Annotated in this window: 18 protein-coding genes, 1 pseudogene and 1 riboswitch; all 19 genes and pseudogenes read right to left on the bottom strand. The window is 43.0% G+C overall.

The features are described from left to right. Positions 1 to 10: 10 nt before the first annotated feature. The 19 genes and pseudogenes from gatC to DWZ38_RS20410 all read right to left on the bottom strand — a co-directional run bounded on the left by gatC (position 11) and on the right by DWZ38_RS20410 (position 25900). Positions 11 to 304 carry an Asp-tRNA(Asn)/Glu-tRNA(Gln) amidotransferase subunit GatC gene (gatC, locus tag DWZ38_RS20505; RefSeq protein WP_117855125.1) on the bottom strand — a complete coding sequence of 98 codons (294 nt, stop codon included), beginning with the start codon at positions 302 to 304 and terminating at the stop codon, positions 11 to 13. 24 nt (positions 305 to 328) lie between these two features. Next, entirely contained in the window at positions 329 to 1660 is a 1332-nt protein-coding gene (aspS, locus tag DWZ38_RS20500; RefSeq protein ID WP_117855152.1) for an aspartate--tRNA(Asn) ligase, read from the bottom strand. A 28-nt stretch (positions 1661 to 1688) separates the two neighbouring features. Continuing rightward, positions 1689 to 2243: an ANTAR domain-containing protein gene (locus DWZ38_RS20495; protein WP_021925411.1), complete on the bottom strand. Its 555-nt coding sequence runs from the start codon at positions 2241 to 2243 to the stop codon at positions 1689 to 1691. 21 nt (positions 2244 to 2264) lie between these two features. Beyond that, entirely contained in the window at positions 2265 to 3587 is a 1323-nt protein-coding gene (glnA, locus tag DWZ38_RS20490; protein WP_021925410.1) for a type I glutamate--ammonia ligase, read from the bottom strand. Between the two features lie 444 nt (positions 3588 to 4031). Further along, positions 4032 to 4463: pseudogene (locus DWZ38_RS20485) on the bottom strand (AAA family ATPase); the annotation flags it as partial. A 504-nt stretch (positions 4464 to 4967) separates the two neighbouring features. Beyond that, on the bottom strand, positions 4968 to 5198 hold the full coding sequence (locus tag DWZ38_RS20475) for a hypothetical protein (RefSeq protein ID WP_021925408.1): 231 nt from the start codon (positions 5196 to 5198) through the stop codon (positions 4968 to 4970). Positions 5199 to 5202: 4 nt separating this feature from the next. Continuing rightward, positions 5203 to 5523, bottom strand: a complete 321-nt coding sequence (locus DWZ38_RS20470; protein ID WP_021925407.1) for a DUF6508 domain-containing protein — start codon at positions 5521 to 5523, stop codon at positions 5203 to 5205. A 175-nt stretch (positions 5524 to 5698) separates the two neighbouring features. After that, positions 5699 to 8518 (bottom strand): transporter substrate-binding domain-containing protein, encoded by a 2820-nt coding sequence (locus DWZ38_RS20465; RefSeq protein WP_243000447.1) that lies wholly within the window; start codon positions 8516 to 8518, stop codon positions 5699 to 5701. A 287-nt stretch (positions 8519 to 8805) separates the two neighbouring features. Then, a complete protein-coding gene (locus DWZ38_RS20460; protein ID WP_117855120.1) occupies positions 8806 to 10404 on the bottom strand; it encodes an ATP-binding protein in 1599 nt (532 codons plus the stop codon). Between the two features lie 65 nt (positions 10405 to 10469). After that, on the bottom strand, positions 10470 to 11960 hold the full coding sequence (locus tag DWZ38_RS20455; protein WP_117855117.1) for an HD domain-containing phosphohydrolase: 1491 nt from the start codon (positions 11958 to 11960) through the stop codon (positions 10470 to 10472). Positions 11961 to 12023: 63 nt separating this feature from the next. Further along, a complete protein-coding gene (locus DWZ38_RS20450) occupies positions 12024 to 14849 on the bottom strand; it encodes a transporter substrate-binding domain-containing protein (RefSeq protein ID WP_178105400.1) in 2826 nt (941 codons plus the stop codon). A 113-nt stretch (positions 14850 to 14962) separates the two neighbouring features. Further along, a complete protein-coding gene (locus DWZ38_RS20445; RefSeq protein ID WP_117855113.1) occupies positions 14963 to 17107 on the bottom strand; it encodes an ATP-binding protein in 2145 nt (714 codons plus the stop codon). A 146-nt stretch (positions 17108 to 17253) separates the two neighbouring features. Next, on the bottom strand, positions 17254 to 19098 hold the full coding sequence (locus DWZ38_RS20440; RefSeq protein WP_117855149.1) for an ABC transporter substrate-binding protein: 1845 nt from the start codon (positions 19096 to 19098) through the stop codon (positions 17254 to 17256). A 99-nt stretch (positions 19099 to 19197) separates the two neighbouring features. Continuing rightward, a riboswitch (cyclic di-GMP riboswitch) is annotated at positions 19198 to 19273 on the bottom strand. A gap of 142 nt (positions 19274 to 19415) precedes the next feature. After that, positions 19416 to 19694 carry a helix-turn-helix transcriptional regulator gene (locus DWZ38_RS20435; RefSeq protein WP_243000445.1) on the bottom strand — a complete coding sequence of 93 codons (279 nt, stop codon included), beginning with the start codon at positions 19692 to 19694 and terminating at the stop codon, positions 19416 to 19418. A 318-nt stretch (positions 19695 to 20012) separates the two neighbouring features. After that, positions 20013 to 21296: a glucosaminidase domain-containing protein gene (locus DWZ38_RS20430; RefSeq protein WP_178105398.1), complete on the bottom strand. Its 1284-nt coding sequence runs from the start codon at positions 21294 to 21296 to the stop codon at positions 20013 to 20015. Next, a complete protein-coding gene (locus tag DWZ38_RS20425; protein ID WP_117855108.1) occupies positions 21293 to 21709 on the bottom strand; it encodes a phage holin family protein in 417 nt (138 codons plus the stop codon). The genes DWZ38_RS20430 and DWZ38_RS20425 overlap by 4 nt, the downstream gene beginning before the upstream one ends. A 92-nt stretch (positions 21710 to 21801) precedes the next feature. After that, positions 21802 to 23202, bottom strand: coding sequence for a hypothetical protein (locus tag DWZ38_RS20420; protein ID WP_117855106.1), 1401 nt, complete (start codon positions 23200 to 23202; stop codon positions 21802 to 21804). Continuing rightward, positions 23202 to 25199 carry a hypothetical protein gene (locus DWZ38_RS20415; RefSeq protein WP_117855103.1) on the bottom strand — a complete coding sequence of 666 codons (1998 nt, stop codon included), beginning with the start codon at positions 25197 to 25199 and terminating at the stop codon, positions 23202 to 23204. The genes DWZ38_RS20420 and DWZ38_RS20415 overlap by 1 nt, the downstream gene beginning before the upstream one ends. A gap of 98 nt (positions 25200 to 25297) precedes the next feature. Continuing rightward, on the bottom strand, positions 25298 to 25900 hold the full coding sequence (locus tag DWZ38_RS20410) for a Type 1 glutamine amidotransferase-like domain-containing protein (RefSeq protein WP_062808204.1): 603 nt from the start codon (positions 25898 to 25900) through the stop codon (positions 25298 to 25300). Positions 25901 to 25974: the final 74 nt, after the last annotated feature.

Raw genomic sequence — 25974 nt, 5'->3', positions numbered from 1 at the left:
TGAATGTCTCCTATCCTATGGTCTTTGGAACCTGATACTGTCCTTCTTTGGCTTTCGGCGCGTTTGCAAGCATCTCCTTACTGTTGTCGCCGTTTGTAACCACATCCTCACGGAATACGTTCTGATCCCCGAAAATATGGGACATGGGCTCTACGCCAGAGGTGTCCAGTTCATCCAGTTTATCTACATAATCCAGCATGTCCTGCATGTCCTTTTTGGCCTTTTCTTTCTCCTCTTCTGTCAGGGAAAGCTTTGCAAGAATGCAGACATTTTCCATGGTTTCGTCATCTATCTGTTTTGCCATTTCCTCATCCTCCTGAAATATTTGTTACGGCTCCAGACGGTTCAGATCTCTTGGGAACAGGCATGCTTCGCGGACATTTTCCTCACCAAGAAGCTGCATGGTGAGACGCTCCAGGCCGATTCCAAGACCGCCATGAGGCGGCATACCGTATTTGAAGGTATCCAGATACTGTTCCATTCCTTCTGTCTCCATGCCTCTGTCCTCGATCTTTTTCAGAAGGGCGTTGTAATCGTGGATTCGCTGTCCTCCTGTGGTGATCTCAAGGCCGTGGAAGAGAAGGTCAAAGCTTAAGGTAAATCTGGTGTCTTCCGGATCGTCCATTGCGTAGAAAGGACGCTTCTTGGAAGGATAATGGGTAACAAATACGAAGTCTGCGTCATACTCTTCCTTGAAGTACTGACCGATCAGGGCTTCCTCTTCCGGCTCTAAATCAAATGGGTTGCGGATCTGGCGGTTGTATTTCTTTGCCACCAGCTCCTTTGCCACATCAAAGCGGACTGCCGGGATTTTGGATGCATCGGGAAGCTGTACCTTCAGGATTTCCAGCTCCTTCCCATAGTTTTCCTTCAGAAGCTTCATGGCATACTGTAAAAATCCGGTTTCCATTGCCATGATCTCCTCGAAACTGTCAATATAGCCCATCTCGAAGTCAAGGCTTGTGTATTCGTTTAAGTGTCTCTTTGTGTTGTGCTTCTCTGCGCGGAAAACAGGTCCGGTCTCAAATACCCGGTCAAAAACACCCACCATCATCTGTTTGTAGAACTGGGGGCTCTGAGCCAGTACCGCCGGCTTGTGGAAATAGCTTAATTTAAACAGGTTTGCGCCGCCCTCTGCGCCTCTGGCACCGATCTTCGGGGTATGGATCTCGGTAAAGCCATTCTCATAGAGATAGTCGCGGAACACTCTTGTCAGGGCTTCCTGGATCTTGAATCTGGCGCGTTCCTGAATATTTCGGAGGGAAAGGGAACGGTAATTTAATTTGGCTTCCAGGGAAGTATTTAATTTCCATTTGTCAATGGCAAGAGGAAGAGGCTCTGCAGGTGCGGATAACACCTGGATTTCACGGATGCGGAGTTCTCTGCCATGAGGGGCTCTTTCTTCTTCATTTACAATTCCTTTTACTTTTACGGTCATGCCTTCCTTCAGGTCGTGAATGGAGAAATTTACTTCTTCATTTACAAATACTGTCTGGAACAGACCTTCTCTTTTTCTGATGATCACAAACGCAACATCACCCATGTTGCGGATACTGTGAATGGCACCTTCCAGGATGGCTTCCTGATTCAGAAGTTCCTCTCCCATCAGTGCATCCCAGCTGCTCACTTCTTTTTTCCAGCTTCCATCCAAAAACTCCATTTCCTCATCCTCCATTTCAAAATTCTTTCTATACTTCGTCATACAACAGCATCAGAACCATCTGTGCTGTCTCTGCCATATTGGTACCGGAATCCATACTGCATTTCTGAATATACCGATGCGCATCCTCTTCGCTTAAATGGTTTCGTTCCATGAGAAGAAGCTTCGCATTGGAAATATAATTCTGTTCCTTCCAGGAGCGGGCTTTGGGCTTCTTTTTCTCCCTGCGCAGCCGCCGTTCGATCTGGGAAAGCATCATGTCCACTGTGTTTACCAGATCACTTGCCTTCATAGGCATTTCCACAGTCAAAACGGAGGTTGGTGCTTCTGCGATCACCCTTCCGGATGCCAGCAGAAGCATTTCAAAGCAGGGAGGAAGATCGTCCAGCACATCCCGGTAATACCGATCCGGCAGCTTGTATCCGCAGATCAGGATACCGCTGTCCAGCTCACTCATGCTGGCAAGTGCTGTTGAAGCAGTTGAACATACCGCAGCTACCGGAAAACCGTGCCGATTCAATATGGTACGTATTTTCTTTGCGTCATCTATTTTCGGTAATGCAATTACAATGCTGCTGTTCATATGAGTGCCACTCTCTTCATCTTAAATCTTGTACAGGTATTCGCTGATTTCCCATTCACTTACCTGTCGCATATAATTCAGCCATTCTTCTTTCTTGGCTGCTGCATATTCTTCGCAGAACTTCTTTCCAAGAATGGACTGGATCCAGGTGCTGTTTTCAAAATGCACAAGTGCATCGTACAGGTTCTCCGGAAGATTTCCAATATTCATTGCCTTCTGATCGGACTCGGAAAAAGAACGGTCAGATGCTTTGGTTGGGTACAGCTTATGATGGATTCCATCCAGTCCTGCTGCCACGCACACTGCAAAAACAAGGTATGGATTTGCAGCTGCATCCGGGCTTCTCAGCTCAATGGCAAGGCTGTCTTTTCTTAAATTGGAAATACGGATCAGGGAGTTCTGGTTGTTCTTTGTCCAGGTCAGCTCCGTCGGCGCATCGTAGCCAGGTACCAGTCTCTTATAGGAATTTACAAGAGGATTGGTGATGGCTGCCATCTCCTGGCTGTGTGCCAGAAGTCCGCCGATAAAATGATAAGCATCCTCGCTGAGTCCGTTTACATCGGAAGGATCTGCAAAAATATTTTTGCCGTCTTTATATAAAGCGAAATGAATGTGCATACCGGAACCATTTACCTCTGCACGGGGCTTTGGCATAAAGGTTGCATGAAGACCGTGGCGCTTTGCGATGGTACGCACTGCCATCTTGAAGGTCATGACACAATCTGCCATCTCGTTTGCTCCTGTGAATTTGAAATCGATCTCATGCTGCGCCGGAGCAGTCTCATGATGGGAAGACTCTACCTCATATCCCATATCCTCCAGAGTCAGAACCATATCACGTCTTGCATTTTCTCCAAGATCAAGTGGGCTGATATCCAGATATCCGGCTTTTTCGTGTGTCAGTGTGGTCGGCACTCCGTTGTCATCTGTGTGGAACAGGAAAAACTCACATTCCGGGTCTACCTCGCAGATATAGCCTTCCTCTGCGGCCATATCAACCACCTGCTTCAGAATGTATCTCGGGCTTTTCTCAAGAGGGGTTCCGTCACAGCGGTAGATATCGCAGATCAGTCTGGCTACTTTTCCCTGCTGCGGACGCCACGGAAGAATGGTGAAGGTATCGTAGTCCGGATGCAGATACATATCCTGCTCCTTTTCTCCGGCGATTCCTGCAATGTAGGAGCTGTCTACCACATACTCATTGTCAAGTGCCCGGGGGAGCTCCCTCGCGGTAATCGCAATATTTTTTAAGGTACCGAACATGTCGGTAAACTGAAGGCGAATGAACTCTACATCTTCGTCTTCTGCCATCTGTAACACTTCGTCTCTGGTGTAATTCCCCATAATGTGCTCTCTCCTTTTCATTTTATTTCCTCATCCTGATTGAACATTGGGAAGATCTGTCCGGTAGGACAAATCCCTATAAAAACAAAAAAGGCGCACTTCAGAAAGATACCCTTCTGAAGAACGCCCTTGTTCATGCAGGTTATTATAGCAATCTGGGTTAGGTTTGTCAACTGGTTTTTTAACGCTTTACCATGGTTAAGTGAATATTATTGTCTTTTGCGGTCTGATTCGTGGCAGGCTTTGCTGTTGGCTCATAGGGAGGCAACTGCTTCATGGCTTAATTTGTTTAAATATTGCTTTGAGCCACTGTACGTCTTCTTTTGTTACTTCACGGAAACCGTAGCTGGCATTTAATATCAGGGCCTGCAGGTGGCTGATGGCCTCGTCTGGCACAGACGGACAATTTTTCTGCAGATAATCTGCCATGCTGTCGTCTGCATTGGAAGGGTAACCCATCTGAATACAGATGAGAAAACGGTCCAGCTGGGGCTCCGGGAGCATCTGGGTTCCGGCAGAGCCAATAGGGTTCTCAGTGGCAATGACCACGAAGGGATCCAGCACCTGGCGGGTGACGCCGTCTACGGTTACCGTGCCCTCTTCCATGACTTCCAGAAAGGCGGACTGGGTCTTGGCGGAGGTACGGTTGATCTCATCGGCAAGGAACAGGTTGCACATAACTGCACCGGGCTGGTATACGAAGGTATCCTTTTCTTTTATGTACATGGAAATACCTGTGATGTCGGATGGGAGAACGTCCGGGGTGAACTGGACACGGTTCTGGGTCAGGTTCATGGCACGGGCAAAGGCAAGAGCCATGGAGGTTTTGCCTACGCCGGGGATGTCCTCGATGAGGACGTGTCCGCCTGCCATCATAAACAGGAACCAGGGCCATACATCTACCAGTCTTCTGGCCATTGCAGCAGGCTGAAGCTGGGAAACGGTTTTGGACTTTTCTTCTCCTGTGTATTCCACTCTGCGGCCGCGCACCAGAAGCCTGTGGGTGTTCACCGCGTAAGGGGTGCAGGTCACAAGGGTCACATAGTCCTGCCATCTTCCCTTTCTTCACCTCATTTCGGTTGCCCATCGTCATACGGTTGCCGTACATAAAATATATCGGAATCATCAGTCTGCGCCAACTCGCAGAACGACCAAAAAAACTGCCCCAAAATCCACCTTCCCCTATGCGGTTTCCATAGCACAAAAAGACCGGCAGCCCCAAAAGACCACCGGCACACTCGATCACTTCCCCTGCCCAAGGAGTCCTGGTCTCTGATTTTTTGACTTTCCGGACAAAAAAATAGACCTGCTGTCATCTGCAGATCTCTCCACAGACAGCAACAGGTTTCCCCTAATGCATTTATTTACTTTACCATCCGTTCAGTACCATCGGTCATACGGATTCCCTCGCACCTTCTTTGTCTCTGGTGCTTTCTCAATACTCTTCTCAGCCTCTTCCCTCGTTGCAAACAGCCTGTGAACCTTCACCTGTATTCCGCCGCCCGTATCTGTAAAACGTACCAGGAACATCCCGCCGGAACACCTGCGGATCTCCACTTCTCTCACATACCTGTTTGATTCCACAATATATGCAGTATCCCCGACTTTCATAAAATCACACTCCTGCACTCAAAACATCCTTCATCCTCACCAGAACAGGAAGCACCTGCCCGTCAGCAAATCTCCGTTCAAAAGAACCATTGGAAAAATGATCTTCTCTCAGCAGCATTGTCAGCAATGCTGTACAAAGCTCATAATCCGCACCCGAAATTCGTTCCAATTCTTCATCACAGTCAATCGGCTCCGTAATCATATAATCCCCATAATTTGTTTTCAGATCTCCCATTGTCTTCAACAGATCCACATACAGATCTCCACGGGAATCCTTCAATTCCAGTATTCCCTGAATCTTTCTTATCTTCTCTGCTTTTGTCAATGCTATGCACCGCCTTCCATCAATCGTCCAAGAATCGAATATATGTTCTTTTATTTTAACATACCTTATATAATTATTCCAGTCCCCAAAAAACATAAGGATTTTCACAGCCTGCTTCTTCTAAGGAATAAAAAAACAGACCATATAACAACTCTATATGCTCTGTTTTCTATTCCTACAAATCTTCGTGCAGTTTTACATCGCTATTATCTGCCATGCATTTTTTTAAAGCAACAATCATTTTTTCCGCATCCAATGGCTTTGCAAGATGTGCGTTCATTCCTGCTTCCATACACCTTTCGGCATCTTCCCTAAATGCATTTGCAGTCATAGCAATGATAGGGATTGTTTTTGCATCCTGCCGTTCCAGGGATCTTATTGTTTTTGTGGCAGTAAGCCCATCCATAACCGGCATCATGACATCCATTAAAATAACATCGTATGTTCCCGGTTCGGAAGCTTCAAAATGCTGAACAGCTTCTAACCCATTTTTCACTGTTTCTACTTTAGCCCCATTTTCCGTCAGCATAAATTCTGCTATTTCCGCATTCAGCTCATTATCTTCAACCAATAATATCCGGACACCTGATATATCTGCATTGAAATCTTCTTTTTCTTCCGGCCGTGCATTCGTATCAATTTTAAATGGAAGTATTACAGTAAAACAGCTTCCTTCACCAAGCTTGCTTTCAACTGTTATGGTTCCACCCATCTTTTCTACAAGTTGTTTCACAATAGGCATTCCCAGACCTGTCCCATTATAATCAGAACGTGGGGAATTATCTGCCTGTACAAATGGAGTAAACAATTCATTTTTTATAAATTCTTCTGACATTCCAATTCCATTATCTTTTATTTTAAATTCACATGTCATGCGATCTTCTGATCTTTCAATCGTTCTCATACTCATGTAAATAAAACCATTCACCTTATTGTACTTCATACTGTTTGTAAACAAATTCATCAATATTTTTTTCAGATGAACTGCATTGCTCCAAACATATATACCACTGTAATCATCATGTTCTCCTATAACATGAAGTCCTTTTTCTTCTGCCTGAAAAGATAGTGACTCCGTGATTTCCTGACATACCTGATCCAGATTGATGGATTCATCACTAAAAACCACGGTATCTGATTCTAACTTTGCCATATCTAAAACATCATTTATCAATGATAGTAGCAGTTTCGATGACTCATGTATTTTATTCATGCAATCCTTTGCCCGCTCAGCATCATTTCCGCTTTTCTCAAGAATCGTAAGCATGCCCATAATGCCATTGATCGGTGTCCTGATGTCATGAGACATGTTGTTTAAAAAGGAAGTCTTAGCCTTATTGGCACTCTGTGCTTCTACAAGTGCATTTTGTAATTCCTGCTGTTTTTCTTCAAGCTCCTGATTCAGCTTCAATGCTTGCTCAGCAGACTTCTTGGATTTTTCTTCTGCACGTTTTGATTTTTTCAAAGAATCAAGAATTATACACAGGACAACCAAAATAGAGATTCCAACTATGAGTGAGACAGCCAGTAAATTGTCCTGAATAAAATCCTTCGCCGTAACTTTTCGTGAAGAAGCATTATACGAAACTACCGCACCTGAAAATTGAGTTGTAGGCATAGATGTCAGTGTTTTATTCAGAATGGACAAAAGAACCGGTTCTCCCTGCTGAACAGTAAATGAAACATCGGCTTCTTTTGTCAGGAAAACACTATGAAGCTTATTATTTTTCAAATAGTCAGAAACAGTACCTGAATTGCTTACAATACAATCTGCCTCCCCTTTCTGCATTGCTTTTACTGCTGCATCTGATGTCTCATATTCCATAACCTCCCATTGTGGATAATTGTATGAAAGATATGCTTTCAATACAAAATTATCTTTTTCAACGGCAACTATATTCTCTTTATTTTCATCAAAAGAATCCTTTGCCGTAATTGCTGCCATATTGAGAGTCAATAGCGTATCCGACAAAGCAAATCCATTTGTTTCTGCAAAGTATGGATTCTGGTTTGCATGAAAAATCAGGTCTATTTTTCCATCCTGCAATGCCTGAAGCAGTTCACTTCTTGTATCATATCCATTTAATTCAAATTCCAGAGTCTGACCTTGCAGACAATTTTCTGCAAGATCCACATAATCTGTAATAACACCTGTCAGTTTACCTGTTGATGGATCTACACTGCTGATACCTCCATCCTGATTCAGATACCCTATCCGGATTGCACCATGCTGCCCGATCCACTCGCTTTCTTCTTTTGAAAGAAACGAGCTGCTCTGTGCAGAAAGATAACGCCTGTAGAGATCATCTGTGTAAAATGGGTTGTCATCCTTGATTCTGCGCATAGCACTATCCAGTGCTTCTTTGATATCCGGACGTTCTGGATTTATAGCGAAATAGATTTCTGTCTCTCCAATACTTGTAAGCGGTGAAATATCCGATTCTTCCCAACGGGATTCTTCTACCGAAACGAAGCAGTCAATTTCATGTTTCGACAGTTTGTCCATAACTTCTGCGGTATTAGAAACATTGACATGCTGCATATGCAGACCATACTTTAACTCCCATTCGTTAAGCACATCCTCCGTTATATTATCTTTAAACACACCAATATTTTTTCCCTCAAAAGAATCCAGATTTCCTGCTGTAAGATCTATATTGGATGCATCCGTATAGATGTAATATTTCTCTTCCCCCATAGGCATATCGGAAAAAAGCATATTTTCAGCACGTTCGTCTGTATAGGAAATGCCACCAAGAATATCAATCTCTCCATTTTCCAACTGTGTAAAGCAGTTTTTCCAATCACTTGTTATGTATTTATATGTCCATCCTGCATAACCTGCAATATCTTGAAGATACTCATAACCATAGCCGCTTCTTTCTCCCTTTTCATTGACTACATTATAAGTTTCCTCAAAAGATCCTACCCGAATAACATGATCAGAATTTTCTTGGGCAGATGTGGAAACAGGAAAAACAACCAAACATATCATTGTGCAAAATATAAAATAACAAAATTTGAAATTTCTTATATTCTGTACTAATTTGCACTTCTTCATCTTTCTCCCACCCTCCAGGCTACAGTTGCTTGCTTGCTTGCTTGCTTGCTTGCTTGCTTGCTTGCTTGCTTGCTTCCAGATTTTAATTTTGCATTCATTAATGTTCAATACCCCCACAACATTTTTATAAATATCTTTGCGACAGCTTCTGCTGTACTTTTACTATAATTATACTCTACAGCCAACTTGTGTCAATTTACTGACAGAGTAATTACATTCTTTTACTCTTTATTATATAATTCAATTGTATGTTCACAAATCGTTTTTTTCACTTTTTCAATATCCAAAGGTTTAGCTAAATGTGCGTTCATTCCTGCATCTAAACATCTTTGTACATCTTCTGCAAAAGCATTGGCGGTCATTGCAATAATCGGAATTATTCCTGCATCTGGTCGATTTAATGCCCGGATTGCTTTAGTCGCTGTCAATCCATCCATTACCGGCATCATAATATCCATAAGTATTGCATCAAATGTACCCACCGGATTATTATTAAATAATTCGACAGCCTGCTGTCCATCATTAACCATTGTAATTATTGCACCTTCATCTTCTAAAAGTATTTCTGCAACCTCGGCATTCAACTCATTATCCTCTACTAACATGAGATTTAAACCGTGAATGCTATTCTCTTTATCCGCCTCTTCTTTCTTAGATTTTTCTGGTGCAGCTCCCATTTCAAAAGGCAATTCAACTACAAAAGTGGATCCCTTTCCCACTTCGCTGGTAACAGAAATCGTGCCTCCCATTTTATCAATCATTTTTTTCACAATAGCCATGCCAAGTCCGGTTCCATGATAATTGCTCCGGGCATCAGCTCTTTCTTGTGCAAACGGTTCAAAAATATGTTTCAGAAATTCTTTGCTCATGCCAATTCCTGTATCAGAAATTATCCATCGATAGGTAATTACATTATCCTTTTCTTCTATACATTCCTGTTTTGTCGAAATTTTCCCACCAGAATTTGTAAATTTAATGCTGTTGCCATATATATTCAAAAATATTTGTCGCAAATACAGCGGATTCGTTATAACGTACGGATGTACCCAAATACTATCTTCTGAAAAATCCACTGAAATTCCCTTATCCAGAGCACTTCCATCTATAATAGCTTTCATATCATAGAAAACATCAGGTAAACAGACTAATTCTGATGATAATTCTTCCCTGCCATCCTCCAATTTACTCATTTGTAGGACATCATTAATCAGAGATAACAGATGGTTTGCCGCCTTTTCCATTTCTTTGTAATTTTCACGTACAAGTTCCTCATCATCACTGTGTGCCATATTGATCTTTAGCAGACCCATGATTCCATTGAGTGGTGTGCGAATGTCATGACTCATATTAAGAAGAAATGTAGATTTTGCCCGATTCGCAGCGTCTGCTGCAATTAATGCTTTACGCAGCTCATCCTGCTGCTCAAGCTCTTTCTTCTTTTGTTTTTTCTCTGATTCAAGTTTGGCAATCTTATGCTCTGCCTGTCTATTTGCTTCTTGTAAATTTCCGACAAGAATAATATTAGAAATAACTCCCAACACAATCACGCACAGCTTGTCACGATTAATCGGCGTATAAAAGATCCAACTGTGATCTGTGGAAAAAAAGAATGCTGAATATAAAACAGCAATAACACCACTTATTATCCCTGCCAAATACCCGGATTGTACTATTGACGCTGAAAGCACAACAAATAACACAATATTCGGATTTGGAATATTAAATTTATATACAATAAGACAGGCAAAAATTTGTATTATCCCTGCCGATATACTTCCTTTTAGCTTTATAATTTTATTCATGAAATTATTTTTTCTCATCTATAATATCTCCCACTGATGCAACATACTTCTTATTTCGATATATCCCAAAATAATATCACCAATCAAGAGATATATCCAACAATTCCTATATATCCATCTTTCTTTAAAGGAGACCATAAGGTATGCAGTTTAAGATCATACATCTGCCTTTTATTTTCCACCTTTGCCATCAACTTCAATGAGATTTCTTTATTCTGTATTGATGTCTGCTCCAGTAACTCTCTGATATGTTGAATATCTTCATTGCTTACTTCAAACAATTTGAATATATCAAACTTCGAATCATCTCTTTGACACAGTATCTTCCGGTTACCGTTAATTATAGTCATCCGGCCTGAAATTGCATTATACTCAATGGAAATTTTGCCACTGTCCGTTTTAAAGAACTCTATCTTTTCCTGCATGAGCTCAATGACACGCTGCGAATAATTTTTACGGGGTAAAGACTTTTCCTTCAGTATTTCGTCAGAGAGCCTCTGTGCTTCATAGTACTGTTTATTATCATCCGTTTCATTCGTAAACATCTTGGAAAACTGAAGGCTTAGTTCTTTCAGGCACTTAAGAAGAATCGGATTGAACTGTCCGCATTGTCCTTCCAGGATCATTTTGACCGCTGTATCATGATCAAATGCTTTCTTATAACATCTTTCACTGGTAAGCGCATCATAAACATCAACAATGGATACTACCTGTGCGGAGATTGGTATCTCCTCACCTTTCAGACCATCTGGATAGCCCTTCCCATCCCATCTTTCATGGTGCCACCTGCAGATTTCCCATGCAGTATGAATCAATGGTTTACTTTCCGAGAAATTCATGTCCCTGATCAGTGATGCGCCTATTTCACTGTGTGTTTTCATGATCTTAAACTCTTCATCAGTCAACCTGCCCGGTTTGTTCAGTATTCCTTCCGGAATGCCAATTTTACCGATATCATGAAGGGAGGATGCCGTTGTGATCATAGCAATATCCGTCTCTGTCAGATGATAGACATCCGTTGTTTTTACCAACTTTCTCAACATCATTTCCGTTGCTGTACGAATATGTAAAATATGTTCGCTGCTTTCGCTGTTACGAAATCCCAGTACATTACTCAATATTCTGATCATAATACTACTATTTTCTTCTTTTTCATAAACCTGATCTACAACCACACTGATCAGACGCTTTTGATTCGCATAAAGTTCCAGGGTATTCTGAACCCTTTTCTTTACAATAACAGAATCAAAAGGACGTGTGATATAATCTGTAATTCCCATTTCATATGCTTTACGCATAGCATCAACAGATCCTTCGGAAGAAATCATAATAACAGGAGTTTCATCAATCCAATGGAGCTGGTTCATCCATTCCAGAACTTCAAAGCCGTTCATCTGCGGCATATTAACATCCAATAGCATCAGGTCAATTTCCGGATTTTCTTCTAAAATCCGGATTGCCTGAATTCCATTTTCCGCTTCTAAATAGCTATAGGCTTCTCCCAGAAATTCCTTCAATATCTCCCTGTTAAATTCTGCATCATCTACAATGAGTATTTTTTGTCTTTTATCCATTATGATTCCTTCCTCTTATACCTTCCTCTTATACCTTCCTCTTATACCTTCATCGATATAGTTTTAGTGAATATATCTTAAAATTGTTTTTATAACTTCATCAATCACAATCGGCTTTGACAAATGTGCGTTCATTCCTGCATCCAGTGATGCCTGAATATCTTCTGCAAATGAATTAGCTGTCATTGCTATAATAGGAATGTTTTTTCCATCCGGTCTGTCATTCATTGCCCTGATTGCTTTTGCTGCTTCATAACCATTCATTTCAGGCATCATGATATCCATCAGGATTACATCAAATGTGCCTTCCGGATGATTTCTGAAAATCTCAACAGCATTCTTTCCATCCACAGCTCTTTCTACATTCATCCCAAACTCTTCCAACTGCACGGCAGCAATCTCTGCATTCAGTTCATTATCCTCTGCAAGAAGGACATTCACACCTGTAAGATTTACCTTTTCAGAAAAACCTGTGTCTGACTTATTACATTCCTTATCTGTAATTTCCAAAGGAATATCCACAGTAAATGTGGTTCCCTCATGCTTTTTACTCTGCACGGAAATGGTTCCACCCATCATATCTACATACTTCTTTACGATAGCCATCCCCAGTCCAGCTCCATGGTACTGCGTTCTCACATCGGAATCTTCCTGTGCAAATTCCTCAAAAACTTCTTTTGTAAATTCCTCACTCATGCCAATACCAGTATCCGAAATGCGGTAATGCATATTTATATATCCATCCCCGCCCTTTTCCTGACACCGGGCTTCAAATGTAATCGTCCCTCCATCCGGAGTGAACTTCACGGCATTGCTCAGAATATTAACCAGCACATCTCGCAGACGTACAGGATCCACAAGTACATTTGGGATCTTTGCTTCTTCACGCTGGATCTTAAAGCTGATATCCCTGTTCGTAAGAAAGCCTTTTGTAATATCCAGTGCAGAATCTGTGATACTTTTCAAATCTGCCGGTACCGGATTGTATTTCACTTTTCCACTTTCCACGCGAGTCAGATCTAATACATCATTGATCAGCGACAGTAAATACTCTGAACTTTCATCAATCTTTTCCAGACAATTTTTCACTTCGTCTGAAGGATTTTTTTTCATTGCAATACCGGTAAATCCCATGATTGCATTCATCGGTGTTCTCATATCATGGGACATATGTGACAGAAATGCTGTTTTTGCCTTGTTTGCAGCCTGCGCATGCTCTGCCAGTTCCGCCATTTCCTCAGCCGTCTCCTGGGCTGCCTTCTGAGCTTTTTCTCTTGCACTGAGACGCATTGCTATCACAGCCATAGTAGTCAGCAGCCATCCGAAAATAAGAAGAACCCAAACAGTAACAACAGGATGCAGACGGATCCAGTCAACAAATGTCAGATCTGCTGCTTTGTATGTGGTATACCGGGCTGCAAGATCTTCGACAAGATTTTTTGGCATGGCATACATTGCTTTCGTCAGGATGCCAGCCAGTGCATGGTTCTCTGTTGATGAGATTACCATGCGGTAGGTGTATGTAGGCTGTTCCAGCAAAGTATATGCCATGGTGCCTGTGGTGTCACTATTCACAAACGCCTGTGCCATATAATAGTAGACGAAGGCAGCATCGGCTTTTCCCTTACGGACAGCCTCCATCATTTCCTGTCGGGTACTGCACATCAGTTTTTCTGCACCGGGTGCCATTGCATCTTCAATGGAATTTGATGCTGTCTGGTCAACAGTAGTAACAACATTAATTTTTCCATCAAAGTCACGCCGTGTCACCCTTGCCAGCTGCATCGTAATGAAAGGTGCAGTAATCCCCCATTTTTTCGTCTCAGCATAGTTATCTGTTTCCAGGCGTGCATCGATGCTCATATCTGTGGTTTCCGTATTTTTCTGATAAGCAATATACTCATCTCTGGTGGCAGGTGTAAGAAACTCATAGGAAATCCCGGCATAGTCTGCAATTTTCCGGAAGTAATCCGGGATAATCCCCTTCATCTCACCATTTTCATTATAAGAATATGGATAACGGGTCGGATCACACAGAACATGAAGCGGGTTGTCCTTGGAATACTGTGAAATAATACTTTTTTCTTTCTCCGTATATTCCAGATTCTTAGTTTCTATGCTTTCATAATTTTTATTGTAAAGCGTCGTTTTCCAGTCACCCTCAACCGCATTCATCTGATCGATCGCATAATTGATCTCATTCAGTAATTCTGTATTGCCCTTTTTAACAATGACATAGAAATCGCTGCTGCCAAATTTCTCCACGATTCGCTCATTGTTTGTTTTTCTCAGAGAACTGGTAACAATCGCATCAACTTTTTCGCTCTGAAGGGCTTCCTCCATCTCTGCGGTCGTATCAAAATAAGATGGAACATATGTAAATCCTTTGTTGTCTGCAAAATCCGCAAACTCTTCATTCCGGGTGTTTCCGTTCAAAAGCGCCACACGCATACCGTTGTAAGTGCTGTAATTGCCGTCCACAATCGTGCTGTTGTCACTGCGGACGGTCAGCATCCCATAATTGGTTCCGATCGGACGTGAAAAATCAAACTTTTCTTCTCTGTCCGGTGTTTTGCGGGCAGATGTTACCATGTCGATCTCGCCATCTTCAAGCATCTGCTGCATATCATCCCAGCTCTTATCATATCCGATATATTCGTAATCTACATCCCAATAACGGGCCATCAACCGAAGAAAATCATAGCCATACCCACTGCGGTTGCCTTCTTCATCCATCACATGATAACCATCCATGGCAAAGAAACCGACTTTGACAGTTTCATGCTGCGAACTGTCCTCGGCCGCATATGCAGTCAGGGGAGAAAATATCATACACACGCATACAAAAACCAGTAACACTGCCACATATTTCTTTGCTCTCGAAATCATATTAAATCTCCTGTTCGTCTGTCTGTCTGTCAAATATATTTCTCTATACATCTCTTTGTCAACCTTCTGATTTAATAAAATTACACTACTGTATCAAAACCATTTGTCACTGTTCAATGCCCTGCGGTTCGGTGCCCCCCCCCGCCGGATTTTATGCTTCTGATCGTCTTCTCCAGTACCGTCATCTCAACCGGTTTTGAAACATGTGCATTCATACCGGCTGCCAGAGAATGCTGGATATCCTCTGAAAATGCATTGGCGGTCATGGCAATGATCGGAATCTTCTTTGCCAGTTCATGGGAGCTTCTGCGGATTGCCTTTGTTGCCTCATAACCATTCATAACAGGCATCTGCACATCCATCAGGATCATGTCATAATCCCCCGGAGCAGACTGTTCAAATGCTTTCAAAACCTCTTCACCATTTTCACAGATGGTACATTCTGCACCTTCAATCTTTAACAGTTCCGTCAGGATCTCAGCATTCAGCTCATTATCCTCTGCACACAGGAACCTCATTCCCTGCAGAATATTACCATCCTGCTCATCTGTGTCTTCTTGTGCCGCCAGAGCAACTGTTCTATCCTCTGCAATTCTCAGCTCTATGAGAACCTCAAAACAACTTCCCTGTCCCAGTTCACTCTCCACATCAATGGTACCTCCCATTGCTTCAACCAGATTTCTGGTAATAGCCATTCCAAGACCGGTTCCCTGGATCTTATTCGTCACAGAATTTTCGGCACGGGTAAAAGCATCAAAGATTTTATCTTTGAAATCTGCTGACATTCCTATTCCATTATCCCTGACTAAGAAACGGTACTTTGCATAGACGGATGAATTTGTTTCACATTCTTCTACCAGAAACTGAATTTTTCCACCTTCCTGCGTATATTTTATGGCATTAGACAGCAGATTACTGAAAATCTGCATCAAATGAACCTGATCCCCATTCACCCACTCATGCTGAATATTTTCTTTTATAATTGTAAGTGTCTGCTTCTTTTCATATATTTGAGAATGAAATATAGTGTCAAGTTCCTGCACAAAATCCAGAATAGAAAAGTCAGAATACTTGAAGACTGTTTTTCCTGCCTCAATCTTGCTCATATCCAAAACATCATTGATAATTCCTAACAGGTGCTGTGATGAAATATCTATTTTTTCTGCATACTCTATAACTTTTGCTTTATTACCTGCATCATGTCTGATCAAAGATGTGATACCAATGATTGCATTCATAGGTGTGCGAATATCATGTGACATATTAGACAGGAAATCCGTTTTCGCCTTATTTGCATTTTCAGCTGTCTGTAAAGCCTCTGTTGCAACGTTCTTTGCCTTTTTCAGTTTTTGATTGACTACTTCCATTTCCTTCATTGTTTGTAAATGAAGTTCATTATTTCTTTTTTCATATTCTGCTCTTTGATCTGCAAGACTAAGTCTGGAAATACTGTAGAATAATCCGGCAAAAAGTAAAAGTATAAAACCTGCCATGAGTATTGTTGTAAACAGCACCGTTTTCTGGTAATCCATCAGCACATTGTCAACAACTCCCTTTGCCACAATGCATACCAAAATGGTGTTGTTGCTTTCTATCGGGCAATACCCCAGATAATAGGGGTTCTGTTTTCCCAAAAGTGCAACTCCGGATTCTCTGTTATCAAACTTCTTTTTGAACAAATCAGCCTCTTCTTCTGTAATAGCCTGTTCCCCTTTTAAATGTTTTAGCAAAGAATAATTACGCAGGTATTTATCACCACTCTGGTTCGTATACGTAATATTTCCGTCATCATCCAGCATGAACAAATATGCTTTCCCATCATAACCTTTCAGTTTTAACATGGAATCCAGTTTCGAATGATCATACACAGTTCCAATTGCCGTATAAGTTTCCCCATTGATCGTATATTCCTGACATGGAATCGCAACCAGATAACCGTCTTTTTTCTTCTGATCATAATCAAGACGCACCAGTTTTCCAATATTGTATCCATTCTTTAAGTCCAGCAGAAATTTACTTGGCATATCAATCCGCATTTTTGTTCCATCTGCGGATATTGCCTGACCATTCTCCTGAATGAATATAAGGGTGCTTTCCGATTCTTTTTCCCATGCTTCAAAGAAACTTTTGTTCGTATCCGTTTCAAGAGACAGCTCCCTCTCACGAAGTAAAAATTCCTCAACCAACTGCAACTGGCTGTAGTACCCACTCACTTGAAGATCATAGGTCTGCTGTATCTGTTCAACAACAGCTCCCATACTGCTTTTTCCATTTTCGCTGATATACTTATTAGACTTACTTATAAGATACTTTATAAAAACTAAGCTTAAAAGAATAATAAGTAGTATAAGCAACAGCCTTGTTATTTTTTTTCTTTTATTTACCGCTTGTTCTATCTCCACTTTTACTGTTCAACCTCTATATAGTCTTCCGGTGCTGACGGCTGCTGTCCTTTTGACATTGCTTCGGTCCATGCACTTGATAATGTTGTATCTTTAAGCTGCTCAATCTCACATTTCGGATTTATTTTTGTCAAAACAGACATTGTGGTGTCTGTAAGAAGAATAGAGTATTCCTTTTCTTTGTCTATTTTCTTATCATTAACTGTTAAGTCCTTTAACGAAAATCCACTTTCCTCTTGACTGACGATAATTTTCATACCGGATGCAATTGGTAATTCGTATTTATTGGTTACATAAAAATTCTCATCAGCATCAGCAAAATAATTTTCCACGAGTTCATAAACCTGTTTACCATTAATTTTTGTAACATATAATGCTGTATCTGAACTCTTCGCTGTCATCATGCCAACCCGGCTGCTGGTGCATTCTCCTTTATACATAGAGGAAGTGAAATAATAATATGGTGCCAGAGCCAGCTGTGCATCATTTTCTTCTCTGATCGTAGTTAAAATGGAAGATGCTGCATCACGGCCATTTCTATCGTTCAGTGAAATGGAATATTCATTTTCAAAATTCACCGTTGCTTTTTCTTCTGGATCTTTACGATTCATTACACTGCGCAAAGTATCATAAGCCTGTGTTTCATCCATTTCCCCTGACAGTAATCCGTGAACAGCCTCAAGACTTGCATCAAATGATTTTTGAGCGGAATATCGGATATAAACAGCATTATTGTTAATTTCCTCTTCCAGTCCAGGCACATCCTGCATCATGGTTGGAACATCTGTATTCAATGAAATAACACCGCTTCCATCCGCAATCAGTTTTTGCCCCTCTTCTGAAATCATACAATCCAGCACATCCAGTGCAGTATCCAGTTTCTCCCGGTCTTTTTCCAGGTTTTTGTTAAATGCAATGTTTAAGGACGGAGTCATGTACACATAGGATTCATCCGATGTCTGTGAAAAATAAGGAATACGGGTCAGCTCCGCATCCATCTGTTTCTGCAGCTGCTGCATAACCGTCGGATGTCCATGAAACATTGCTGATTTTCCCTCGACAAACATCTGGATTCCTGTATCGACGTCAATATTGATATCTTCTTTACCAAAGTGCGAGTCTTTCAGAAACTGGCTGGTTTCTGAAAAAATACGTTTCCATAATGCATCATCAAACTTTACTTCATCCGATGCAGTCTCTGCACCGTTTCGCCATTCAATACCATCCAGGCTTGTGAACTCACCGATTGCCGCCGCCTGGATGATCTCATTATTAGACCAGTCTTCACCAAGATCCATGGAATACGGTTTTATGCCATTATCATAAAACTGCTGACAGGCCTGTACATATTCCTCATAATTTTCTGGAATCTTTACGCCATACTGATCAAACAGTGTTTTGTTGGCAATGATCGTCTGCGGAATACCACAGATTGGCAGCCACTGGATTTCATCCTCCTCATTCTTATAATATTGCACCGCATAAGAATAGTACTTGGAAACAACATCATAAGAAGCAAAATCCATAAGATAAGGCTGTAAGTCCTGTGCATCTGTTCCAGAGAATCGACGTACTGTTATGATATCCGGTAATTCATCATGTTCTTTAAAATAACTGTATAAATCGGTATCATTGTTACCAATAATAAATTCAATATCCTGATCAGGAAACTGTTCATGGATATAGGGTGCAATATTTTTCATCAAACGATTTTCCCACAGATAAACGGTAAGATGATCATCATTTTTAGATACTTCTTTCTTTGACTGTCCACATCCAGACAAGACAGCAGATGCTACAAGTACACCTGACACCACTGCAATCAGACAACGTTTTGCCTTTTTCATACTTTTATTTTCCTCATTCTTTCCTGATAAAATCATTATTGTTACGCCTATGAAATAACACCGTAAAAAAGCACCGTCAGACAGACAGTGCACCTCATTTTATGCAACTGGCTGCCATTTTACAGGCCCTGTAGCTTTGCGTCCCAGACTTTCATCTGGTTTGCCGATTTCCTTATTATAGATATAGCTTTTAAACTTATGCAAAAAAACTAATTTTATTATACTTTAACGTTCTACTATGCACAAGAAAAACATTACCGTTTTAACGCCTAAAAACAAAAAAAAGAACAGCCGATACATATACTCGAACTGTTCTTCTACTTCCGAAGACCACGCAGCATTGACATCACTGTTTCCTGCTCATTTGTACTCAGATTGTTCCATATCCTTAAAACTTCTTTCTGTTTTTCTGTCAGATTCTCTGAATTACCTTCCTGAAAAAACTGCGATAATGTCACGCCCAAAGCTGTACATATTTTTTCAAGTGTAATCAGCGACGGCAGGTTTTCCTGCGCCATGATTCTTCCCAGTGATGACTGGGAAATTCCCGACAGCTGCGATAATCTATATTTACTGATATCACGCTTTTCACACAAAGATGTTATTTTATCCGCAATATACTTCTCTATCTGCAAGTAACTATACCTCATTTCCGCTATTACATGTTCTTATTGTACCTGTAATAATGAAAAAATATTAGTAATCAACTATGCAAGTATTCATTCCCATTATAGGAAGTATACGGATAAAAAAATATAAAGATACTTTCGTTTCCGAAAAAGTCATTTTCGCTTATATCGTTTTTATAATAGCACAGACAGTTATATTTGTCACATAAAAGTTTGAAACCTCAAACAAAAAAATAAGCCTGCCATCATCCGCAGATTTCTCCACAGATAACAGCAGGCTTCCTACTATCTCATCAACTCATTCACTTTTCTCTGCACTGCTCCATAATCATATCCCGCAGCCTGCAGTTTCTTCTTCCTATCCTCACCATTTCCCCACTTTCCGGCAATAACTTCCTTTGCCACAGCTTCCACACTCTTTTTCCCACTGCCTTTCACCAGCTCATTCACCTTCGCCTGCACTGCCCCATAATCACATCCCGCAGCCTGCAGTCTCTTCTTTCTGTCCTCGCCGTTCCCCCACTTTCCGGCAAGCACTTCCTTCACCACAGTTTCTACACTCTTCTTTCCGGTACCAGGCTTCCCTCCGGTTCCGTTCACAGCCTTCTCATACCGCGGAGCTGCATATCCACGGATATATCCCCATCCCAGGGGAATCACCCTTCTGTCAACCTTTTCACCCCGGTTACCTTCAATAGCAGTTACCTTTCCGCCGGAAACCTTCTCCACAAAACCAATATGATCACTGTACCCATCATTCGGCTGTGCTGCCTTATCCCAGTTATAGACAATCACGTACCCCGGCTCCGGCGTGATGGTACCATCCTCAATCCAGATCCCCAGCTTTTTAAAAATCTTCACATGCTCCTCAACGCCGCACTCCCTGCCGATCAGCTCACTGCATCCCGCCTTGATCCCTGCGGCAGACACACAGGTATCACACCATTCATCTGAATACTGCACTGCATATCCTCTGGGAAGCGGCTTCACACTGTTATACAAGTCAATAATCTCCTTAAACTTTCCATTGGCCTCACTGAACCCCAGCCAGCCCCTCATCACATCCAGAACACTCTCAGCAGTCTTTGCCATAGTCTCACATCCTCCTTCATCAAATCTTGTCAGTTCATACTGACGGATCACCTTCATGCAGTTCTCTACATAGGAAAAAGAAGTGGCATACCCGTCAGCACGGATGGTTTCCAGATATTCCTGCGGATCCCGGATCCCCTGCAGGTTCCGGTACCGTTCCAGCTGGATAAACTCAAAATAGCCCTTCACGCCCTCTTCCATGGAATCAAACACCCGGAAATTATCACGGATGGAAGCCAGCGTCCCTTCCCTGTATTCTTCCTGTGTACGCATATTTACAGACCTGCCAGTCCATCTGGTGCCGCATTTCAGTCCGAAATAATTATGGTACTGACTGGCCAGCCTGCTCTCACCCCATCCGGATTCCAGCACTGCCTGTGCGATCACAGGCGAGAACACCAGAATCCCATACAGTCCTGCATACTTCTTCACATATCCCGCAATATCTGCGATAAATTTCTCCCTTGCAATTCTCATTCCCCTTCGCTCCCCTCTCCTCTGTCATGCAGCTGTTCCAGCACATCTTTCATTTTCTGCGGAATCGGAAGCCCCAGATGCCCTGCATTCTCCAGCAAACTCACACCCTCATTGGAAATATAGAAAAAGATCACCGCCGTTCTAAGCACAGATCCGTTCCCAATCACAGCCACATCCAGAATATTCGCCATTCCCACTAGCAAAAAGATCAGCACCTTTCTGCAGATTCCCCGGAATCCCACCTCACTGGAAAGCGTATGGTCCGCAAAAGCACACATCACCCCGGTCAGGTAATCGATCACCACAAAAGCGATCAGGGCATACAGAAGCCCGTCACAGCCTCCCATAAACCAGCTCAGCCATCCGCCTACAGCCATAAAAACCATCTGAATAAAGTTCCAAAATTCCTTCATGCCAGAATCCTCCTCCCATGAAAAAAGCAGCCCCCATTTCTGAGAACTGCCGTAAATAAGTTTTCTATCTTCATGCCTTGCGGCAGAAAGACCTATATTGTTTCCTCCGTCAGCGTATACGTGATCTTCATGGTCTTGTCCGTATTCTTCACCACTGCTGATGAAAGATTATTAATACTTGCCAGATAAGGCGTCAGAAGATAAGCACACCTGTGCTCCTTTCCGTAACTGCCGCCCCACATAAACACAAAGTTCTTATACTGGAACAAAGGCGTTGCCATGGCTTCAAACCTTGCGCTCCCCTGCGTCTTGATCACCCTGTCATCCGCCGTGATCTGGAAATCCCCTGCCACGATCATGTCCCCGAGAAGTGTCATATACACCTCACAGGAACCGGCCTCGCCTAAGGATTTCAGCTTGGAAGTAAAGCCCAGCGGGATCAGTGTCACATCCGCTGAATTTGCAGTATTGATCTTATAAACTCCCTTCTTATCATAAGAAGGCACATACAGATACCCCTTCCTCACACAGCATTTTACATTCCGTTCCGGATAGGAACCGTCCTTTGCCCTTGTGCCCACTTCCGAAAGCTTCGCCTTGGACAGTGTCCAGCTTCCCTCCGTAAAGGAATAATCCTTTTTGGAGATCCGGATCCACACCATCTTCGCATCCCCGGAAGAATTCGGCTCATTGGAAAATCCATACCAGTATCCGTCATGCCCGTCCATAAACTCCCCGTACTTTGTATAATCCCCCAGGAACGTAAAGCTTTCCGTTGTCAGTGTCTGCTCTTCCAGTACGGTATAAGTGGTATCATCCAGCTTCTCATTCAGCCCGATGTTAAACACCGGGATCCTGATCTTCGTAATGGTCACACTGGAAGTCCCAAAGGTAATGGAATACAGCAGGTTCTTTTCAAAATCCAGTTCCACTGCCTCAAACAGTGTCATCTGCTTCGCCTTCGGGATATCCCCGATATCCACCTTTTTCAGAAGCAGAAATGTGCTGGCATCCCCTGCCGCACTGCCAAAAGCATTCTGCCCGCCCAGGGCACTGGTCAGTGCCACAGCTGCAATATTCCCGTTTCCCTGGCTGGGAGTGAACTCCCACACAAACTTATATCCATTGTCCAGTTTCCTGCTCTCCGTCTGGTTCAGGCTTCCCCTCGCCACATTGGAACCGGAATTAACATTGTTGGAAGCATAAGCCACCGGCAGGTTCTTCCCCTGCTCGTAAATATGATCCGCCTTTTCTTCCAGCACTGCCGGAAACAGCAGGATCCCCCCGATCATGTTCGGGCAGATGGGAAGCAGCCTCCCGTTCCACAAAACAGAATTGTCATACTCCCCGCTGGCTTTCAGATAAATCCCCATGGGATTCAGCCCCAGAATATTATTCACTGCCTCCGTGATCATGTTCGTCTCCTGAACTGTCTCCACCGCACCCGTATTCGTATCGGTCAGTTCAATGACCATTTCACCTTTCAACTTCATCACACACCCTCCATTTCTACCGGCCTGCAGAAACCGCTGATTCCCGCTCTCTCAGCAAAATACACTTCAAATCCTCTGTTCACCGTCTCCTTCATCTGCATGGACAGCGATTCCCGGAAACCATTCACATCCAGTCCTCCGCCAATGGCAAATCTCGTGGTATAATCTTCCACCTCAAGCTTTCCATCCCAGGCTTCCCCAGCCGCCATTGCCTGTCCGCTGACAGAAGCAATGCAGTCTCCCACATCAACCGTCCCGCTGCCATACTCCATCCAGAGATACACATTGAATGTATTCGTATAATTAGCAACGATCTTCTCAATGGGATAATACAGCGACAAAATATGTTTCCCGGAATGCCAGGTCTCCACCGGACAATGCTCCACAATCTCCTCATTGTTAAATTCAAAGACCACATGGCAGACCGCCTGTCCGTCCTCCTGCCACTTCACCGGCAGGCTCACATCCACAGAAACCTCCGAACCACTCCCGGTTCCGGTTTCGGAATCCGAGCCACCAGCGACATCATCCGTACTCCCTGTATTCTCATTCCCAGAAGTATTTCCAACTTCATTCCCTGCCGCATCATTTTCAGAACTTCCTGCATCCGATGTCTCCCCGGTTCCATCAGAGCCACCCGTACCACTTCCAGTTCCACAGCCGCTTCCGCCCGGAAACGGAATCACCACAGTCCCGGAAGCCTCCGCAGACCGTTCCACCGGATCCGCAGCCACATCCACTATAACCTGTGCAAAAAACTGCATATGGTTCTCTTCGGAAGAAGCAAACTGGATACTGATCAGCTTCACTCTGGTCTGCCCGATCTCATGTGCGGAAGCATTGGTAAACGTATGGATCCCTATCTTCCCGGTCTTCGCATTGTCTTCAATCTGGTTCAGCAGCCCCGAAATATTCTTGTCATTCCTCGACTTCGCCTGAGCCAGCCTCGGGTTCTTTCCCACGCATTTCAGGCTCTGCTTTCCCCCGATCTTCTGCCGGATGGAAGTGATACAGGTGATCTGTCCCTCATCCGCCTGTCCTCCTGCAAATGTCAGCACATCCCCCGGATCCAGGGCAGGGTTCCCGATGGTATCCGAATCAAACGGCACATACCGGATCACCGACAGATCTGCCAGGATATTCCTGCACAGCATTTCCCTGGTCTCCTTTAACCCAAACTGCAGAAGCGGATTCACCCCTAGGTTCATGGTCAGCCCGTTATCCGGATCCAGCGCATAATATTCTGCAATCTGCGTCTGCTTATTGGTAGAACTCACTGCTGTATACCTGGTGATAAAATCCGAAAAACTGGAAGAAAACCGGTGTCTCTGCTCCACCTTCATCACAGGATCCTTCCCGTACTTTCTCAGTTCCAGTTTTCCCTCCCTGTTGATAATAAAGAAACCTCCCAGAACCTGTGCCACATAAAACAGCACATCCCGGCAGGTCTCAATATCATTTTCAGTATAAACAGAAAGCGTCACCCCGCCATTCGGCATGGCATCAATCTCCGCCCTCTTATTCGCAAACTCCACCTTGCATCTCTTACAGCACAAAGCAATAAAATCATAAGCAGTCCCCACAGTCTCAAACCCGTTGAAACTCCGGTCAAACCGCAGCATAAAATCATATGCTTTCAGTTCCAGACACTTTGCCAGCCGGTTCGCCTCACTGACCTCAAAAACTCCCATCGGCACATCTTCCACCGAACCATCCGCCAGCACCAGATGAAACACCAGCGTCACCTGTGCATCCTCCAGCGTATACCGGTCAATATCACTCAGAAGCGTGATCCCCATCTCCGCCGCATACACCGTCCCCAGTTCAATCTCGGTACTTCCGCAGCACTGCCTGGAAATATACCCGGAGCCCTTCACAATCTCCTTTGCCCCGAACTCATACGTCATTCCGCCCTTGGTAACGATCGTACCCGTCCAAAAATATTTCCTCGTATTACTTCTGATCGCCCTCAAAAAAGCATCCGACACCGGATACATCCCGCCACCTCCATTTCCCCACGAAAAAAGCACCAGCCAACTCAATGACTGATGCTGTGTTATGTTATTGTTTTTCACTACAACCTGGAATTTTCAAATTAGTCTTTGCAAACAACCTTTGAACCTTCACCATCAATTACAATTCCCTGACGGTTGTTAATTGGGGATAGATTCAAATCCGAAAATTCAGTCATTATTTTCTCAGTAACTTTCTTAAATGGTGCTGTAAGATAATGCGGAAGAACATAGAAATCAATCAAATCAAGCCCTGCATCATCTTCTTGTGAGTAGTCCTCCGGCTTTTCATCCATTTGTTCAATATATTGGATAGTTGGAGCGCATATAATCGCACCTGCCGATTCACCGATCATCAGTTTTCCCTTTTCCAATTCCTTCTTCAATAGCTCATCCGTTCCCGTTTTACGGAGCTGGTCCATAAGGAAGAAAGAATTTCCACCAGTAAAATATATCACATCCGCATCTTCAAAAACAGACTGTATCGTTAAATAAGCCTCCGTTGAAATATCAATTTCAGTTACGGCTGCTCCCAGTTTATTGAATAGCTTTCGAGCCGAGCCGACATAACCGGTATAGCCTTCACGCAGCGAAGCTGTGGGAATAAATGCGACTTTCTTGTTATCAATTTCTTCTTTTATCAAACTTCCTACACTTGAAAAGTGCGAACATAAAAACAGTTTCATCCATATCCTCCTTAATAAATTCCGATTGAACAAAATCGCTGCGCGATGGCCTGCCAAGGCTGTGGCGCAGTTTT

Origin of the sequence: Ruminococcus sp. AF31-8BH (genome assembly GCF_003460605.1) — a bacterium.
GTDB lineage: Bacteria > Bacillota > Clostridia > Lachnospirales > Lachnospiraceae > Blautia_A > Blautia_A acetigignens.
This window is presented reverse-complemented; position numbering and strand designations above follow the sequence as displayed.

Bases quoted from the DNA above. Each gene is read 5' to 3' on its own strand.
- gatC (WP_117855125.1), bottom strand. From the start codon at position 304: ATGGCAAAACAGATAGATGACGAAACCATGGAAAATGTCTGCATTCTT.
- aspS (WP_117855152.1), bottom strand. From the start codon at position 1,660: ATGGAGTTTTTGGATGGAAGCTGGAAAAAAGAAGTGAGCAGCTGGGAT.
- DWZ38_RS20495 (WP_021925411.1), bottom strand. From the start codon at position 2,243: ATGAACAGCAGCATTGTAATTGCATTACCGAAAATAGATGACGCAAAG.
- glnA (WP_021925410.1), bottom strand. From the start codon at position 3,587: ATGGGGAATTACACCAGAGACGAAGTGTTACAGATGGCAGAAGACGAA.
- DWZ38_RS20475 (WP_021925408.1), bottom strand. From the start codon at position 5,198: ATGAAAGTCGGGGATACTGCATATATTGTGGAATCAAACAGGTATGTG.
- DWZ38_RS20465 (WP_243000447.1), bottom strand. From the start codon at position 8,518: ATGATATGTTTGGTTGTTTTTCCTGTTTCCACATCTGCCCAAGAAAAT.
- DWZ38_RS20460 (WP_117855120.1), bottom strand. From the start codon at position 10,404: ATGAGAAAAAATAATTTCATGAATAAAATTATAAAGCTAAAAGGAAGT.
- DWZ38_RS20455 (WP_117855117.1), bottom strand. From the start codon at position 11,960: ATGGATAAAAGACAAAAAATACTCATTGTAGATGATGCAGAATTTAAC.
- DWZ38_RS20450 (WP_178105400.1), bottom strand. From the start codon at position 14,849: ATGATTTCGAGAGCAAAGAAATATGTGGCAGTGTTACTGGTTTTTGTA.
- DWZ38_RS20445 (WP_117855113.1), bottom strand. From the start codon at position 17,107: ATGGGAGCTGTTGTTGAACAGATACAGCAGACCTATGATCTTCAAGTG.
- DWZ38_RS20440 (WP_117855149.1), bottom strand. From the start codon at position 19,098: ATGAAAAAGGCAAAACGTTGTCTGATTGCAGTGGTGTCAGGTGTACTT.
- DWZ38_RS20430 (WP_178105398.1), bottom strand. From the start codon at position 21,296: ATGAGAATTGCAAGGGAGAAATTTATCGCAGATATTGCGGGATATGTG.
- DWZ38_RS20425 (WP_117855108.1), bottom strand. From the start codon at position 21,709: ATGAAGGAATTTTGGAACTTTATTCAGATGGTTTTTATGGCTGTAGGC.
- DWZ38_RS20420 (WP_117855106.1), bottom strand. From the start codon at position 23,202: ATGAAGTTGAAAGGTGAAATGGTCATTGAACTGACCGATACGAATACG.
- DWZ38_RS20415 (WP_117855103.1), bottom strand. From the start codon at position 25,199: ATGTATCCGGTGTCGGATGCTTTTTTGAGGGCGATCAGAAGTAATACG.
- DWZ38_RS20410 (WP_062808204.1), bottom strand. From the start codon at position 25,900: ATGAAACTGTTTTTATGTTCGCACTTTTCAAGTGTAGGAAGTTTGATA.